Annotated in this window: 13 protein-coding genes and 2 tRNA genes; all 15 read left to right on the top strand. The window is 38.2% G+C overall.

Translation table 11 applies throughout. The features are described from left to right. Nucleotides 1-61: 61 nt before the first annotated feature. A complete protein-coding gene (mfd, locus tag Q1B07_RS19310; protein WP_299093043.1) occupies nucleotides 62-3595 on the top strand; it encodes a transcription-repair coupling factor in 3534 nt (1177 codons plus the stop codon). Between the two features lie 271 nt (nucleotides 3596-3866). Then, nucleotides 3867-4403, top strand: coding sequence for a stage V sporulation protein T (gene spoVT / locus Q1B07_RS19305; protein ID WP_299093041.1), 537 nt, complete (start codon nucleotides 3867-3869; stop codon nucleotides 4401-4403). A gap of 386 nt (nucleotides 4404-4789) precedes the next feature. Beyond that, nucleotides 4790-6367 (top strand): polysaccharide biosynthesis protein, encoded by a 1578-nt coding sequence (locus Q1B07_RS19300; protein ID WP_299093040.1) that lies wholly within the window; start codon nucleotides 4790-4792, stop codon nucleotides 6365-6367. A 14-nt stretch (nucleotides 6368-6381) separates the two neighbouring features. Next, a complete protein-coding gene (mazG, locus tag Q1B07_RS19295) occupies nucleotides 6382-7845 on the top strand; it encodes a nucleoside triphosphate pyrophosphohydrolase (RefSeq protein WP_299093039.1) in 1464 nt (487 codons plus the stop codon). A gap of 2 nt (nucleotides 7846-7847) precedes the next feature. Then, on the top strand, nucleotides 7848-8111 hold the full coding sequence (locus tag Q1B07_RS19290) for an RNA-binding S4 domain-containing protein (RefSeq protein ID WP_299093038.1): 264 nt from the start codon (nucleotides 7848-7850) through the stop codon (nucleotides 8109-8111). 484 nt (nucleotides 8112-8595) lie between these two features. Then, nucleotides 8596-8907, top strand: coding sequence for a sporulation protein YabP (gene yabP, locus Q1B07_RS19285; RefSeq protein ID WP_046517505.1), 312 nt, complete (start codon nucleotides 8596-8598; stop codon nucleotides 8905-8907). Beyond that, nucleotides 8904-9539 (top strand): spore cortex biosynthesis protein YabQ, encoded by a 636-nt coding sequence (gene yabQ, locus Q1B07_RS19280; RefSeq protein ID WP_299093036.1) that lies wholly within the window; start codon nucleotides 8904-8906, stop codon nucleotides 9537-9539. Before yabP ends, yabQ begins: the two co-directional genes overlap by 4 nt. Nucleotides 9540-9550: 11 nt before the next feature. Next, the gene (locus Q1B07_RS19275) at nucleotides 9551-9919 is read left to right on the top strand and encodes a septum formation initiator family protein (protein WP_299093035.1); all 369 of its coding nucleotides are present in this window, start codon (nucleotides 9551-9553) and stop codon (nucleotides 9917-9919) included. An 87-nt stretch (nucleotides 9920-10006) separates the two neighbouring features. After that, nucleotides 10007-10459, top strand: a complete 453-nt coding sequence (locus Q1B07_RS19270) for a S1 domain-containing RNA-binding protein (protein WP_299093034.1) — start codon at nucleotides 10007-10009, stop codon at nucleotides 10457-10459. Between the two features lie 335 nt (nucleotides 10460-10794). Continuing rightward, nucleotides 10795-10871: transfer RNA gene (locus tag Q1B07_RS19265), tRNA-Met, on the top strand. A 101-nt stretch (nucleotides 10872-10972) separates the two neighbouring features. Beyond that, nucleotides 10973-11044, top strand: a tRNA-Glu gene (locus tag Q1B07_RS19260). A 362-nt stretch (nucleotides 11045-11406) separates the two neighbouring features. Further along, the gene (gene spoIIE, locus Q1B07_RS19255; RefSeq protein ID WP_299093033.1) at nucleotides 11407-13890 is read left to right on the top strand and encodes a stage II sporulation protein E; all 2484 of its coding nucleotides are present in this window, start codon (nucleotides 11407-11409) and stop codon (nucleotides 13888-13890) included. 83 nt (nucleotides 13891-13973) lie between these two features. Beyond that, entirely contained in the window at nucleotides 13974-14744 is a 771-nt protein-coding gene (locus tag Q1B07_RS19250; RefSeq protein ID WP_299093032.1) for a VWA domain-containing protein, read from the top strand. Beyond that, entirely contained in the window at nucleotides 14710-15753 is a 1044-nt protein-coding gene (locus Q1B07_RS19245; RefSeq protein ID WP_299093031.1) for a protein kinase family protein, read from the top strand. Before Q1B07_RS19250 ends, Q1B07_RS19245 begins: the two co-directional genes overlap by 35 nt. Before the next feature lie 141 nt (nucleotides 15754-15894). Further along, nucleotides 15895-17280, top strand: a complete 1386-nt coding sequence (gene tilS, locus Q1B07_RS19240) for a tRNA lysidine(34) synthetase TilS (protein WP_299093030.1) — start codon at nucleotides 15895-15897, stop codon at nucleotides 17278-17280. The last annotated feature ends 12 nt before the right edge of the window (nucleotides 17281-17292 follow it).

The following is a 17292-nucleotide window of genomic DNA, read 5'->3' as shown; positions in this document are numbered from 1 at the left end:
TTTAAAAAACAAACAAGCCAAAAAAGATAAATCTATGAATTTACTGAGAGGAGGGCTGAGCTTGTATAGTTTGCAGCAATATTTTAATCAGACAGATGATTTTAAGACTATTGTTTCTGGGATTGAAGAAGGGTTGAATGAACAGCTTGTAGCTGGTTTATCTGGTTCAGCTAGAACTGTTTTTACCGCAGCTCTTTATAATGAATTAAAGAAATCAATTTTAATTGTTACTCATAATCTTTATCAAGCTCAAAAATTATATGAAGATCTCGTTCATCTTATAAATGATGAAATGGTTTACCTTTACCCTGTTAATGATTTAATTGCTTCTGAGATTGCGATTGCTAGTCCGGAGCTGAAAGCACAAAGAATTGAGGTTCTTAACAGGCTTGCTGAAGGGAAACAATCGATCATTGTTGCCCCTGTGGCAGGTGTAAGGCGTTTGCTTCCGCCTACAGAAATTTGGGAACAATATCAGTTAAAGATGACGTTAGGACAAGATATTGACCTTGATCAAGTCATTCAGATGTTTATTTCCCTAGGATATGAACGGGCAGACATGGTTAGCACACCAGGGGAATTCAGTGTAAGGGGCGGAATTATTGATATTTATCCGTTGACAGAGGAACATGCCGTTCGTATTGAATTATTTGATACTGAGATTGATTCGATTCGTTCGTTTAATATAGATGACCAGCGTTCACTCCATATGCTGAAGGAAATCTCAATTGGACCTGCAATTGAAATGATTGTCGATGAACAGTCTAAAAATCGCGGTATTCAAGCGGTTGAGGCAGGTTTAGCAAAAACGCTTAAAAAAATGAAGAATGAGCAGCAAAAAGAATTGCTGCTTGAAAATATACAGTATGACTTAGAGCGCTTAAGGAATAATCAATTTAGTCAAGATATCTTTAAATATTCATCCCTCTTCTATGAGAAGGCTGCTAGTTTAGTAGATTATTTCCCTGCAGATGCTATTGTCATTCTGGATGAAATAAGCAGAATTCACGAAACCTATGATCAATTGGATAGGGAAGAAGCTGAGTGGTTTACAAGCTTGCTGGAAGACGGGAAAATCTTTCAGGATGTGAAATTATCTCATTCCTATGTGGATGTGATGACGAAAAAGAAACACCCAATCGTCTATCTTTCATTGTTTTTAAGACATGTACCACATACAAGCCCGCAAAATATTTTGAATTTATCTTGCAAGCAAATGCAAAACTTCCATGGGCAAATGAATGTGTTAAAAAATGAGCTTGAACGCTGGCAGAAGTCGAATTATGCAGTTGTTTTTTTAGGTGTTAATGAAGAACGAACAAAAAAATTAGAGCAGGTTTTAGAAGATTATGATATAAATGCCCACATCCTTGGAGAGATGGAATCCTTTAAGAGCGGGAATATTTATATTATGCAAGGCGATCTTCAAACAGGCTTTGAGCTTCCAATGCAAAAGCTTGCTGTGATCACAGAAGAGGAGCTTTTTAAAAAGCGTGTGAAAAAGCAAGTCAGAAGACAAAAGCTTTCAAATGCTGAGAGAATAAAAAGCTATTCTGAGTTAGAAATTGGTGACTATGTTGTTCACGTGAACCATGGTATTGGTAAATATCTTGGGATTGAAACACTTGAAATTAATGGAATTCATAAGGATTACTTAAACATTAAGTATCAAGGCAGTGACCAGTTATATGTCCCGGTTGAACAAATTGACCAGGTGCAAAAATATGTAGGCTCTGAAGGCAAAGAACCTAAGATTTATAAGCTTGGCGGCAGCGATTGGCGCAGGGTAAAAAAGAAAGTGGAGTCTTCTGTCCAAGATATTGCTGATGATTTAATTAAACTGTATGCAGAACGTGAAGCTAGTGAAGGGTTTGCCTTTTCCCCTGATGGAGAAATGCAGAAGGAATTTGAATTAGCCTTTCCATATCAGGAAACAGAGGATCAATTACGATCCATCCAAGAAATCAAAAAGGATATGGAGCGTATTCGTCCAATGGACCGACTACTTTGTGGAGATGTTGGTTATGGAAAGACAGAGGTTGCGATAAGAGCGGCGTTTAAGGCCATTGCTGATGGAAAGCAGGTTGCATTATTAGTTCCGACGACCATTCTGGCTCAGCAGCACTTTGAAACGGTTAGAGAGCGATTTCAGGATTATCCGATAAACGTTGGGCTTCTAAGTCGTTTTAGAACGCGAAAGGAAATCACTGAAACGAAAAAAGGCTTAAAAAACGGAACCGTTGACATGGTGATCGGGACACATCGCTTATTATCAAAGGATGTTCAGTATAAGGATTTAGGGTTGCTTATTATCGATGAGGAACAGCGTTTTGGTGTGACGCATAAAGAAAAAATTAAACAGCTGAAAACAAATGTTGATGTCCTTACATTGACAGCGACACCAATCCCAAGGACCTTACATATGTCCATGTTAGGTGTTCGTGATTTATCCGTTATTGAAACACCTCCCGAGAACCGCTTTCCTGTACAAACCTATGTTGTTGAGTACAATGGTGCCCTTGTAAGAGAAGCGATTGAACGGGAAATGGCACGTGGCGGTCAAGTGTTCTTTTTATATAACCGAGTCGAGGATATTGAAAGAAAAGCAGAGGAAATATCCATGCTTGTCCCTGATGCCAGGGTGACATATGCACATGGAAAGATGACAGAAAACGAACTTGAGTCCGTTATGCTTAATTTCCTTGAAGGGGAATATGATGTATTAGTAAGTACGACGATTATTGAGACGGGTGTAGATATTCCAAATGTTAATACATTGATTGTCAATGACGCCGATAAGATGGGGTTATCCCAGCTCTATCAGCTACGAGGCAGGGTAGGACGTTCTAATCGTGTGGCATACGCTTATTTTACACATAGAAAAGATAAGGTCTTAACAGAGGTAGCTGAAAAAAGGTTGCAAGCGATAAAGGAATTTACCGAACTTGGCTCTGGATTTAAAATTGCGATGCGTGACCTATCGATTAGAGGAGCAGGTAATTTATTGGGAGCCCAGCAGCACGGCTTTATCGATTCGGTTGGATTTGACCTTTATTCACAAATGTTAAAAGAAGCGATCGAAGAACGGCAAACAGATAAACCGAAGGAAAAAGCGATTGAAGTTGAAGTTGATCTCCAAGTGGATGCTTATATACCACAGGAGTATATCTCAGATGGCCGTCAAAAAATCGATATGTATAAACGCTTCAGATCAATTGATTCTTTGCAAGAATTAGAAGAACTGCAAGAGGAAATGATTGACCGTTTTGGAGAATATCCTGTTGAAGTAGATTATTTATTCCAAATTGCAAAAATTAAAGTGTTTGCAATACAGGAAAGAGTTGAACATATTAAACAAGAAAAAGATGTTATTACCTTACTCATTGAAGAGGAAGCAAGTAATAAAATTGACGGCCACCGCCTATTCGAATTGAGCAATAAGTATAATCGAATTGTTGGTTTAGGTATGGAAGGCAGCAGATTAAAGTTGACGGTTGCTACAAAAGGGCTTGATACAGAAAAATGGTTAGATATTATCAAGGAACTATTAAATGGGCTGGCGTCAGTAAAAAAAGAAGAAATTCCTTTAAATTAGGTTTAACATCAAAAGATTTAGGCGAAGCTTATTAGTTGTTAATTTACGAAAAATGTTAAAAAATCACTTTCATCATGTATATTACATCACTTGTGTAGGATACTAATTTCAACAAATGGTGATTGTTACATAAAGAGAAAGCTCCTGTCAAAAGTTTTTTCATTAAAGCTTCAGGAGGTTAGAGTTGTTACACACACCCTATCTTAAAAGTAACAGCAATCCAAACAATCACTCTTTTCCCTATCATCCGATGAAAGTGAGGCAGCATAAGATGAAAGCAACTGGTATTGTTCGTCGTATTGATGATTTAGGTCGAGTCGTTATTCCAAAGGAAATTCGCAGAACACTTCGAATTCGTGAAGGAGATCCATTAGAAATCTTTGTGGATCGCGATGGTGAGGTCATTCTAAAGAAATATTCACCAATAAGCGAATTAAGCGACTTTTCTAAGGAATATGCAGATGCCCTGTATGATAGTTTGGGTCATCCAGTTTTAATCTGTGATCGAGACACATTTATTGCCGTAGCCGGCGGTTCAAAAAAAGAATACTTAAATAAGAACATTAGTGACGTAGTTGAACAAGCAATGGAAGAAAGAAGCTCTGTTTTACAAGCTGAAGGTGGAGAGACACAGCTTGTTGAAGGTCTTAGCGAAGAAATCAAATCATATACAATTGGACCAATTGTCGCGAATGGTGATCCAATTGGAGCTGTCATTATTTTTTCAAAAGAACAGTCAATTGGTGAAGTTGAGCATAAGGCAGTAGAGACTGCAGCAGGATTTTTAGCGCGTCAAATGGAACAATAAGGATGTAGACAAAAAGGGCAGCGTACATGCTGCTCTTTTTTATAATATCAGAATTTATATATTTTCTTAACATAGCTTGCGTTTCTGAATCTAGCTCCAGGCGCCATCGGCGAAGCACAGGACGTGCAAGTGCAGTCAAGAGATAAGGACGCCCTGGTTTTTGACTGCCTCTAGGGTCTAGTCAAATAGGAATTGAAGGTAAAGAACACCTTTTATTCCTATTTGACTTATGCTTGTCGCCGAATGCTAAGCGCCTTGCGCTTTTCTTATGTTTGAATTATTTGTTTTATCTATCCTAAATGTTGTTTCATTCTTAGGCTAAGACTTTTCAATGCTCTTCAGCTCTACTATAATCAAGCTTAGAGGATTTTTGAGAGGAGTAGGACATGAACGTCCAGAAGAATAGGATGAATCTGGCCATACAAGGAGCGCTTATCCTTACAGTTGCCGGGTTAGTAATAAAAATTTTAAGTGCAGCATACCGTGTTCCATTTCAAAATATTGTCGGGGATATCGGGTTTTATATTTATCAACAGGTTTATCCTTTTTATGGGATGAGTGTGATTTTAGCCACATCGGGGTTCCCTGTAGTGATTTCGAAGGTGATGACGGAATACGGATATGGGAAATCGATGCAAATTCGCTCAAAGATCATGACGATTATATTTTTCTATTTATTAGTCATTGGTTTTTTTCTATCTATTTGTTTATACATATTTTCTGATGAGATCGCACGCTTTATGGGAGACCTTCATCTTACAAAGCTTATTCAGGTATCCGCAATCTCGTTTCTCATTGTTCCCCTAGTCTCAACCTATAGAGGCTATTATCAATCAGAGCAAAATATGAATCCGACAGCTGTTTCTCAGGTTGTTGAACAAGGAATTAGAGTTTCTTTTATATTGGTAAGCTCTTATTTCATGATAAAAGCTGGATATAATTTATATGAAGTTGGTTTTGGGACTTTAGCAGGTTCTATTATTGGGAGCATCGCTGCGCTGGTAATGCTGGCAATCACTTGGAGAAAAGAGCATCGCGGCATGTTTAGGTGGAATATTTCTGCACCTATTCAAACTCGGAAAATACTCTTATCTTTAGTGAAGTCTAGCTGGACAATTGGGTTAAGCAGCCTTATGCTAATTTTTATACAGCTAATTGATGCGCTTAATTTATATTCCCTATTAGTTGATGGAGGAATGGGAAAGGTTTTAGCGAAGGAAACCAAGGGCATATATGATCGTGGACAACCGCTTATTCAGTTGGGGACAGTTGTTGCGACATCTCTTGCTCTATCACTTGTTCCCGTTATTGCAAGCGCAAAGGTGCAAAATAACTTTGTCTTTATTCATGAAAAGCTGAATCTTTCTTTGAAGCTATGCATTGTTGTTGCCGCAGGTGCATCATCCGGGTTAATAGCGATTATAAAACCGACGAATGTGATGCTTTTTACAAATACTTCAGGCTCAATGGTCTTAATGGTTTTAAGTATTTCCATATTGTTTACCTCGTTATGTCTAACTATGTTTGCGATATTACAGGGATTAGGTTATGCCTTTTTTCCAGCATTGTCGGTCATAGTTGGAGTGGGGATTAAATATGGTTTAAATACGTGGCTGATTCCAATTTACGGGGTGATCGGAGCAGCAATCTCAACAGTCGTTTCTTACGGGATTGTCGTATTGATCACAATTTTATATATGGTGATAAAAGGTTATTCTTTTAAAGGGAATAAGAGTTTAGTTAAAATCAGTCTTGCGATTGTCATCATGGTTAGCTTGTTAACGATCTTCCTAAAAGCTGCAGGCCTGGTTTTTGACTTAGAGCATCGACTGTATGCTAGTATTGCATCGCTCAGCGGGGTATTAATCGGAGGCTGTATTTATGGATGGGCAATTTTAAAATTAAAAGTATTTACACATGATGAGCTTCAAAATATTCCAATTGTAAAAAAACTTGTAAAATGAAATGGGGTTCATAAATGGCTAAAAAAATCACAATTGTTGGGTTAGGTGCAGGCGATTTGCAGCAATTGCCTTTTGGTGTATACCAATTAATTACAAAATCTGAGCATTTATTTTTACGGACAAAGGAGCATCCCATTATTGTCGAATTAAATAACGAAATACGTTATGAAGCGTTTGATTCTATTTATGAAGAGAATGATGACTTTGATGAAGTGTATCGGAAAATTGTCGAAACCTTATTAGAAAAAGCTGCCGATCAGGATATTGTGTATGCTGTTCCGGGACATCCGCTTGTCGCAGAGAAAACCGTACAACTCCTTTTAAATAACGGAAGGGAAAAGGGTTATACAATTGTTGTACAAGGCGGACAAAGCTTTATCGATTCGACTTTTCAGGCATTAGAAATTGATCCAATTGAAGGATTTCAGCTAGTAGATGCCTTAACATTAAAAAGCGAACAGCTTCAATTGAATGGACATGTTCTTATTACTCAAGTTTATGACCAAATGGTAGCGTCAGATGTAAAGCTCACCTTAATGGAACAGCTGCCAGATGATTATCGTGTGACGATTGTAACTGCTGCTGGAAGCAGTCAGCAGCTAATTAAAGAAGTGCCATTGTATGAGCTTGATCGTGAAACAAGTGTCAACAACTTAACAAGTGTCTATGTTCCACCTGTAAAAAATAACGAACTGTTATATCATCAATTTACTAGCTTTAGGCAAATTGTAGCCGAACTGCGCGGTCCAGATGGCTGCCCTTGGGACAAGGAACAAACACATCACTCTTTAAAAAGATATTTAATTGAAGAGTGTTATGAACTATTGGAAGCAATAGAAGAAGAAGATATAGATCATATGATTGAAGAACTAGGTGATGTTCTTTTGCAGGTTGTTCTTCATGCCCAAATTGGTGAAGACGATGGAATGTTTTCGATTGATGATGTTATTAGAGCAGTCGCAGAAAAGATGGTTCGCAGACACCCGCATGTGTTTGGAGAAACGGTTGTTCAAGATACAAATGAGGTGCTGGCAAACTGGGAAGAGATTAAGCAAAAAGAACTCCCTATTAGAACATCCATTCTTGATTCGGTATCATCAGCACTTCCCGCCCTTTCTAAAGCCTTTCATTTACAGAAAAAAGCTGCTAAGGTTGGATTTGACTGGCCAACGGTTGATGAAACCTGGGAAAAGGTAAAAGAGGAAATAACAGAATTTGAAGACGAGCTAAAATTGAATACAAATGATCATTACATCATGAAGGAGTTCGGCGATGTGTTATTTGCGTTAGTCAATGTGGGAAGGCATTATCATATTGAACCTGAGGAAGCATTGGCTTCAACAAATAAAAAATTTTATGATCGTTTTCGCTACATAGAGAAGAAGGCAGAGGAACATAACCTGAAGCTTCAAGACATGTCCTTAGAAGAAATGGATCAATTATGGAATGAAGCAAAGAAAATAGATAAAGAGGGATGAAGATGAGATTAGACAAATTTTTAAAAGTATCAAGAATCATTAAACGAAGAACATTAGCAAAAGAAATTGCCGATCAAGGCCGGATTTCAATTAATGGAATCCCCGGAAAGGCAAGCTCCAATGTGAAAATAGGGGATGAATTGCTCATCCGTTTTGGCCAAAAGTTAATGACAGTTGAGATTACAGATTTAAAGGAAACAACAAGAAAAGAAGAGGCAGCAAATCTGTACCGTATTGTTAAAGAAGAGAAGGTAGAGCAGGAATAGCTTTTAGGGCAAGGCGCTTTCGCATTTCTGTATTGTCCAGCTGCAGCGCCTAGCTCCTCGAGTCATAAGCCACTTAGGAATTGAAGACAAAGAACGTCTTCTATTCCTAAGCGTCTTATGCTTGTCGGAGCTAAGCAAGTCGCCTCCGCATTTCGAATTGTCCAGCTGCAGCGCCTAGCTCCTCGAGTCATAAGCTGCTCCCTAATAGAAGGCAAAAAGCGCCTTCTATTAGGAATCATCTTATGCTTGTCGGAGCTGATCAAGCCGCTTCCGCATTTCGATATTGTCTAGCTGCAGCGCCTAGGCCCTCGAGGTCACAAGCCACTTAGGAATTGAAGGTAAAGAACACCTTTTATTCCTAATCGTCTTGTGCTTGTCGGGCCTGATCAAGCCGCTTCCGCATTTCTATATAGCTTGTTCTAATTCGGATTGTTTTTACATACAAATGTAAAAGAATCCTTTATTTAGAATGCGGAGGTTGAACATGAATCAATATTATGATAACAATTCATCTGTCCATAAAGGTGCCATTCAAGAGCATGATGTCATCATGCGGGGAAGGAAATTATTAGAGATTACTGGTGTTAAGCAGGTGGAGAGCTTTGATAGTGAGGAATTTCTATTGGATACCGTCATGGGGGCGCTAGCGATCCGCGGGCAAAACCTTCAGATGAAAAATCTTGATGTTGATAAGGGCGTTGTTTCCATAAAGGGCAGCAGAATTTTTGACTTGGTGTATTTGGACGAACAGCATGGGGAGAAAGCTAAAGGACTCTTTAGCAAGTTATTTAAATGAGTCTGACAACGCAATTTTACACAATGTTGGCAATGGCTGGTATGGGTGGTTGGCTCGGTTTGGCTCTCGATACTTATGGCCGCTTTTTAAAGCGGCCAATGAGAGCTAGATGGGTTGTTTTTATTAATGATTTTTTATTTTGGGTCGTACAAGGACTTATCCTTTTTTATCTGTTGCTGCTGGTTAATGAAGGAGAATTGCGGATTTATATCTTCCTAGCTGTACTATGCGGATATGCAGCTTATCAGAGTTTATTTAAACGCTTGTATTTGCGTATTCTTGAGCGTTTAATACAGACAAGCCTGAGCATCTATCGTTTTATGCTAAAGGTAGGCAATCTAATGATTGTAAAACCGATTGTCGGCTTGGTTCAGCTGCTCTTTGTGATCTTACTTGGAACGGTGAACTTTTTATGGAGATTACTAAAATGGGCTTTTCAATTTTTATATTCGTTCGTTAAACTTTTATTAGCACCGGTAAGATTTCTTTTGCGCCTTTTATGGCGGTTTACTCCATTTAAAATTAGGAACTTTCTGGGAAAGATTATTCGGTTGTTAGCAGGATTTATGAAAAAATTCCAGAATATAGCTAGTAAGATAAAAGCGTGGTGGCTACGGAGAAAAGAAAAGTAAGGAGGAAAACTATGAGTCTCGAAAGAACCAGGAAAATTACGGAATTGCAATCACAATATATGCAGCAACAGGAGAGACAACAGCAACTTTCGAAACGACGGAAAAGAGGCTTGATCAGAAGGTTAACCCTGTTAGGATTATTGGCTGTCATTTCTTCAGTGGTTATAATCACCACCATTTACAATCAGCAAAGTACCATTGAGGAAAAATTGGCTGAACAAAAAAAACTTGAAAAAGAATTGAGCAGATTAAAACAAGAGGAGAAGCTTTTAAGAGAAGAAATTGTCAAGCTTAATGATGATGAGTATATCGCAAAAATTGCACGAAGGGATTATTTCTTATCTGATGAGAATGAGATCATCTTTAACATAAAAGATTAGCCTTGTTGACACTCGATTTTTTATTTATGTATAATATAATAAAGGTTCGAATGATTTTTTATCTGTTTAAGGAGGAGCATTATTTTTATGTCGATTGAAGTTGGCAGCAAGTTACAGGGTAAAGTGACGGGCATTACTAATTTTGGAGCGTTTGTTGAGCTACCAGGAGGCTCTACAGGTCTCGTTCACATCAGTGAAGTTGCCGATAATTATGTGAAGGATATTAATGATCACTTAAAAGTCGGAGATGAAGTTACAGTTAAAGTAATAAATGTTGAGAATGATGGTAAGATTGGTTTATCTATTAAAAAAGCGATAGATCGCCCAGAGCGCCCAGAACGTCCAGAACGCCCAAGAAACTCAGATCGTCCAAGGCAATCAGATCGCCCGAGACAAAGAGGAAATGATTTCCGCAATAATAGCAAGGAAAGCTTTGAACAAAAGATGAGTCGTTTCTTAAAAGACAGTGAAGATCGTCTATCTTCATTAAAACGCAATACAGAATCAAAACGCGGTGGTCGAGGAGCTAGAAGAGGATAGCTTGCTGCCTTCATATAAATGTTGCCGTAAAAGGAAGACATCTTATTGGTGTTTTCCTTTTTTTAAAGTTTAAGAAAGTATAAAATTTTGTACTTAGTTTTTGTGTCTAGCTCCAGCGCCTAGCCCCTCGAGGTCAAAGCCAATTTAGAATTGAAGGCAAAAGAACGCCTTCTATTCTAAATCGTCTTATTTGCCCGAGGCTGATCAAGGCGCTTGCGCTTTTCTAAATAGTGATTAATAGTCAGAAGATTATGTGAATAAATTTTATATTGACGGAAATTTAATTCGAATGTATTATATATCTTGTGCCTTAGAAAAGGACAACTTTGAAATATGGCGGCGTAGCTCAGCTGGCTAGAGCGTACGGTTCATACCCGTGAGGTCGTGGGTTCGATTCCCTCCGCCGCTACCATACTAGAAGTGAGAATTTGGAAGTAAGAAGTCGGATAAACGGTTTCTTCGAAATAAAACATAAACCTCTGACATCTCATATCCGTCTCTAACATTTAAATAGGCCCGTTGGTCAAGCGGTTAAGACACCGCCCTTTCACGGCGGTAACACGGGTTCGAATCCCGTACGGGTCATATGGAAAAACTAGTTGTTTTGAGCAACTAGTTTTTTTGTCGTTTTATTAAAAAAGCTTCTCCGCACTAAGGAAATGGGATTCGAAACCTGGTAAGGTGAAATATTTTACCGACAAGGATCCGTTTTTCATAGGCTATTCTATCTTTCTTTCTCCTTTTACTTACATATTCCTAGCCGTTTTCTCATCGTTTTCTACCTTTTTGACGAAAGACATTAGAAAAATTTTCACATCACTTAGATATTTGTCGCATTCTTCAAAAACAGTCGAACTGTTTTTGGAATATCATTCCTTCTTTTGACAAAATCTTGTCCAAGCGTTCGATATAATTACAGCAACAATCAATTAGTGGGGGAATGAACGATGGAAAAAGTAGAAAGAAGGTTAATGGAGCCGATTTCGGATTTGGGAATGGTTAAAACCCAGCAAGTAGTTAATCGATTCTTTCATCGATTCTCTTCTAAATTACAAGTGTTCCTCTTGCATAAAGGTCTTGTGTATGTATTAATTGGGTTTTTATTAGGACGAGCAATTATTTTATCGGAGGTATTACCTTTCGCATTGCCATTCTTTGGCGCAGTTTTTCTCATGAAAAAAGATAAGGCATTATTAGCCGGTTTCTCCTTAATAGCCGGAGGTATGACTGTTTCTTTTGAAATATCCTTCATCATTTTAGCATCAATTATTGGTTTCCTTGTGATCAATCGCCTATCTGCCTATATCTTTAAGGATCAATTAAAGATTCTCCCCTTTGTCGTTTTTGGGACGGTTGCATTAACAAGGATTGTCTTTTCATTCGCAACCAAATCCACTTTAACATTATATGATTATATGATGGCAGGGGTTGAATCAGGGTTATCCTTTATCCTAACCTTAATATTTCTTCAAAGTATTCCACTCATATCTGCCCGAAAATATAAACAATCACTAAAGATTGAGGAAATTATCTGCATTATGATTCTCTTAGCTTCTGTAATGACAGGTCTTGTTGGAGTGTCCTATCAAAATTTGCAGGCAGAACATATCTTTTCCCGTTATATTGTTCTCCTTTTTGCCTTTATAGGCGGATCCAGCATTGGCTGTACAGTTGGAGTTGTCACGGGATTGATTTTAAGCTTGGCAAACGTCGGAAACTTATATCATATGAGCCTCCTTGCCTTTTCTGGACTATTAGGAGGTCTATTAAGAGAAGGGCAAAAGTTAGGAACGGCAATTGGCCTTCTGCTAGGGTCTGTGTTGATTTCTTTATATGGACAAGGGTCATCTGATTTAATGACAACACTGACTGAATCAATGATTGCCATCTTGTTATTCCTGATTACACCGAAAGCCATTACAGCAAGACTGGCACGGCACATCCCAGGGACAAGTGAGCATGCTCAGGAACAACAACAATATGTACGGAAAATCCGTGATGTAACCGCACATCGCGTTGATCAATTTTCACAAGTATTCCAAGCGCTATCGGAAAGTTTTGGAACCTTTTATAATAAGGATGTGACAGAAGATGAACAACGAGAAACCGATTTATTTTTAAGCAGTATTACGGAAAGTACATGCCAGCATTGTTTTAAGAAAGAAAGGTGCTGGGTACAGAACTTTGATACAACTTATGAATATATGCAGGCAATTATGCAAGAAACGAAACAAAAAACGTATCAAAACAATATCAAGTTAAAAAAGGAGTTTGCGAAACACTGTTCAAAATCAACGAAAGTGGAAGAGGCGATCGAAGAAGAAATCAATTATTTTCAAGCAAATCAAAAGCTAAAGAAGGAGGTTCAGGAAAGCAGGAGGTTAGTTGCTGAACAACTATTAGGTGTATCACATGTTATGGAGGACCTTTCCAAGGAAATTAAAAGAGAACGCGAGAATCATTTTGTCCAGGAGGAGCAAATTTTAGATGCCCTGCAAAATTTCGGGATAGAAATTGTTAATGTAGATATTTACAGCCTTGAGCAAGGGAATGTCGATATTGAAATGAGTATTCCTTTTTGTAATGGACATGGTGAGTGCGAAAAAATCATTGCACCAATGCTATCTGATATTTTAGATGAATCAATTATCGTTAAACATGAGGAGTGTGCAAACTATCCAAATGGTTATTGCCATGTTTCATTTGGTTCAGCGAAGAAATTCCGGATTGAAACAGGTGTTGCTCATGCAGCGAAAGGCGGCGGTTTGGTATCAGGAGATAGCTATTCTATGATTGATTTAGGAGTAGGCAAGTTTGCTGTTGCCATTAGTGATGGAATGGGAAATGGTGAAAGAGCTCACTTTGAAAGCAATGAAACGATCAAGCTATTGCAAAAAATCTTGCAATCAGGCATAGAAGAAAAGGTTGCAATTAAAACAATCAATTCAATTTTATCGCTTAGAACGACAGATGAAATTTTCTCAACGCTCGATTTAGCGATTGTCGATCTTCAAGATGGAACCAGTAAATTCTTAAAAATTGGCTCAACGCCAAGCTTTGTGAAACGAGGAGATAAAATCATTAAAATTCAAGCTAGCAATCTACCAATGGGCATTATCGATGATTTCGATGTCGATGTTGTTGGGGAAAAGCTGAAGGCAGGAGACCTTTTGATTATGATGAGTGATGGTATCTTTGAAGGACCAAAACATGTTGAGAATTATGATTTATGGATGAAGCGGAAAATTAGTGAAATAAAAACGGAAGATCCTCAAGAGGTTGCAGACCTAATAATGGAAGAGGTGATAAGAACGAGATCCGGTAAAATCGAGGATGATATGACGGTTGTTGTTTCGGCGATTGAGCACAATACGCCGAAATGGGCAAGCATTCCTGTTTCAAAATATGAAACAAAGAAAAAAATAGGTTAAGAAGGAGCTAAAGTATAAAAACCTGCTCTTCTGGCGAGTATGGTAACAAGTTTTCATATACGTCCAAGCGATATAAGCGATATATGAAAAATTTACATCTCTCTAGGAGGGTAATTATGGCAAAGGGTCATTTAAAGCAAATCTTATTAATTACGGACGGATGTTCTAATCATGGGGAAGATCCCATTGCAATAGCAGCATTAGCTCATGAGCAAGGGATAACGGTAAATGTTATTGGTGTTGTTGAAGAGAATGTGATTGATCATGAGGCCATGCAAGAAATAGAAGGAATCGCAATGTCAGGAGGTGGCGTACACCAAATTGTCTATGCGCACCAACTATCGCAAACAGTGCAAATGGTAACGAGAAAAGCTATGACGCAAACGCTTCAAGGTGTTGTAAATAAAGAGTTGCAGCAAATCCTTGGCAAACATACGTCAATGGAAGAACTTCCACCTGAAAAACGGGGCGAGGTAATGGAGGTTGTTGATGAACTAGGTGAAACCATAAGCTTGGAAATCCTCATTTTAGTTGATACAAGTGCAAGTATGAAGCCAAAGCTCCCTACGGTTAAGGAAGCATTGCTTGATCTCTCTATTAGTTTGAATTCAAGAATGGGAGATAATCAATTTTCTGTCTCAGTATTTCCTGGGAAAAAGGATGAGGTTGAACAGGTACTTGATTGGACACCAAATCTACAATCACTTTCTTCTATATTCCCTAAACTGTCAACAGGAGGTATTACACCGACTGGCCCAGCGATACGGGATGCGATTCAACAGTTTAAACAGAAACGTTCCTTAAGGGGTTTATTACGAAATGAAGAAGAATACTATGATGAATCAGGCATGTAACCTTTCTTCAGGAACGGTTGTTAATGGGAAGTGGAACGGGGAGCGATATACGATTATAAGGCTGCTTGGACAAGGTGCAACAGGCAATGTGTACTTAGCTGATAGTAGAAAAGGAAAAGTCGCTCTTAAACTGAGTGAAAATAGTATGGCGATTACTTCAGAGGTAAACGTGCTAAAGCGGTTTTCTAAGGTCCAAGGTACTTCTCTTGGGCCTTCTTTGCTTGATGTGGATGATTGGAGAATCGATCATGGGAAAATCCTTCCTTTTTATGTGATGGAATATGTTCGAGGGAAAAATTTCCTGGAATTTATAAAAGATCGAGGAATTGAATGGGTTGATGTATTGGTTCTTCAGCTTCTATCAAACTTAGAAAGGCTTCATCAGCAAGGCTGGATTTTCGGGGACCTAAAACCTGAAAATCTGCTTATATCAGGTCCTCCGCCAAGAATAAGATGTATCGATGTTGGCGGAACGACACAGCAAGGAAGGGCAATCAAAGAGTTTACAGAGTTTTTTGACCGCGGGTATTGGGGATTCGGCACCCGTAAAGCAGAGCCTTCATATGACCTTTTTTCGGTTGCAATGATCATGATTAATGCTGCTTATCCAAAGCGATTTACTAGAAAAAGTGAAAGTGACGGAAGAGCACAGCTATTTGACATCATCGATCATCATCCATTCTTGCAAAAACATAGGCAGGTTTTACAAAAGGCTCTATTGGGAAAATACATGAATGCAGCTGAAATGAAGAGAGATTTAGTTCATTTACTCTCAATAGAAACGAGCAAAGAGAAGCAGAAAACGAAAACTTATCGTACTCAGGTAAAGACACAAAGTCATACCAAGAGTCAGGCTGCAAGAATGGGTCCTTCTCAAGTGAAGCAAACGAGAAAACAGGCAAAGCAAACTAAAAAACGGAAAAAAATGAGCGGCGTTCTTGAAACAATTGTGATTCTGATAGGCGTGTTTTTAATCTATTCCCTATATGTTTATCATTATTTAATGTAAAACGTACTGTAAAATTGTTCAAAAAATATGGTGAATATGTGAACGCATTTTTCTTCTTTGTTATTGCCTAAGAAATAATGGTAGGATAGAGATAAGAAAGAAAAGACTTCAAAGGGAATATTAAAAAAAGAGGGAAGAAACGTGGAAAACTTTTATGCCCTTATTCAAAAACATCAATTGATTGAAAAGGGTTCAACCATTGTCGTTGGTGTATCGGGAGGACCCGATTCCCTGGCGTTGCTGCACTTACTTTATAAACAAAAGGATCACTGGAAGATTAATTTAGTCGCTGTGCATGTCGATCACATGTTCAGAGGAGAACAATCAAAAGAGGATATGCTCTTTGTCCAGGATTTTTGTAAGCAGCATCATATAATATGTGAAGCAAAGCAAATTGATGTAGCTGCATATGCTGCGCTTCACCATTTAAGTTCACAAGTTGCTGCAAGAGAGTGCCGATATAAGTTCTACAAGGAAGTTTTAGATAAGTATCAGTCAAGGTGTTTGGCACTTGGTCATCATGGGGATGACCAAATAGAAACGATCTTAATGAGGTTGGTTCGAGGAAGTACGGGAGAGTCCCTTGCAGGTATTCGCTTAAAACGAGCGTTTCACAATGGACACATCATACGGCCTTTGCTTGGACAAACAAAAGAACAAATTCTTTCTTATTGCCGGGAACAACACTTAATGCCTAGATTTGATCCAAGTAATGAAAAGACGGATTATACTAGAAATCGTTTCAGAAAGCATATATTGCCATATTTAAAAAGAGAAAATCCACTAGTTCACGAAAGATTTCAATATTTTAGTGAAACCTTATTAGAGGATGAAACGTATTTAAAGGAATTAACAAAGCAACAAATGAATAAAGTATTGAAAAGAAAAGAAAAGTCATTGGTAGAAATGGATATCGACAGGTTTAAAAGCTTACCTTTGCCTTTACAAAGAAGAGGGATTCAACTAATATTAAACTATCTATACGTAAATATTCCAGCTTCTCTATCTTCAATACATATTGAGAGTTTACTGAGGTTACTCTCACAAGATCACCCATCAGGTTCACTTGACTACCCAGGCAGTTTAAAAGTGATTAAATCATATCAAACATGTATGTTTACTTTTGAGCAAGAGGAAGGTAAAGATTATTGTTTTCAACTTGATATCCCTTCCGTTGTTTATCTCCCAAACGGGTTTCAGATCTCGTGCGAATCGGTCAAAGGTAACAGTGAATCATTTAATGGGAATGAATCGTTTTTATTAAATGAGAAAACGTTAGTGAAACCGCTCATTATTCGCACAAGAAAGCAGGGAGATAAAATCAAGTTAAAAGGCATGAATGGCAGGAAAAAGGTTAAAGATATATTTATTGATGCAAAGATTCCATTACATAGCCGAAACTCATGGCCAATTGTAGAAGATGGGAATGGGGACATCCTGTGGCTGCCCGGCTTAAAAAAGTCAATTTATGAAGCCGATCCGGCAAATGGGGATGACTTTGTATTATTACATTATAAAGAGCTATGAACTTCTAGGGGG

Source organism: uncultured Metabacillus sp. (genome assembly GCF_947503125.1).
Lineage (GTDB): Bacteria > Bacillota > Bacilli > Bacillales > Bacillaceae > Metabacillus.
The sequence above is the reverse complement of the archived record's forward strand: the minus strand, read 5'-3'. Positions and strand labels throughout refer to the sequence as shown.

Bases quoted from the DNA above. Each gene is read 5' to 3' on its own strand.
- spoVT (WP_299093041.1), top strand. From the start codon at position 3,867: ATGAAAGCAACTGGTATTGTTCGTCGTATTGATGATTTAGGTCGAGTC.
- Q1B07_RS19300 (WP_299093040.1), top strand. From the start codon at position 4,790: ATGAACGTCCAGAAGAATAGGATGAATCTGGCCATACAAGGAGCGCTT.
- mazG (WP_299093039.1), top strand. From the start codon at position 6,382: ATGGCTAAAAAAATCACAATTGTTGGGTTAGGTGCAGGCGATTTGCAG.
- Q1B07_RS19290 (WP_299093038.1), top strand. From the start codon at position 7,848: ATGAGATTAGACAAATTTTTAAAAGTATCAAGAATCATTAAACGAAGA.
- yabP (WP_046517505.1), top strand. From the start codon at position 8,596: ATGAATCAATATTATGATAACAATTCATCTGTCCATAAAGGTGCCATT.
- yabQ (WP_299093036.1), top strand. From the start codon at position 8,904: ATGAGTCTGACAACGCAATTTTACACAATGTTGGCAATGGCTGGTATG.
- Q1B07_RS19275 (WP_299093035.1), top strand. From the start codon at position 9,551: ATGAGTCTCGAAAGAACCAGGAAAATTACGGAATTGCAATCACAATAT.
- Q1B07_RS19270 (WP_299093034.1), top strand. From the start codon at position 10,007: ATGTCGATTGAAGTTGGCAGCAAGTTACAGGGTAAAGTGACGGGCATT.
- spoIIE (WP_299093033.1), top strand. From the start codon at position 11,407: ATGGAAAAAGTAGAAAGAAGGTTAATGGAGCCGATTTCGGATTTGGGA.
- Q1B07_RS19250 (WP_299093032.1), top strand. From the start codon at position 13,974: ATGAAAAATTTACATCTCTCTAGGAGGGTAATTATGGCAAAGGGTCAT.
- Q1B07_RS19245 (WP_299093031.1), top strand. From the start codon at position 14,710: ATGAAGAAGAATACTATGATGAATCAGGCATGTAACCTTTCTTCAGGA.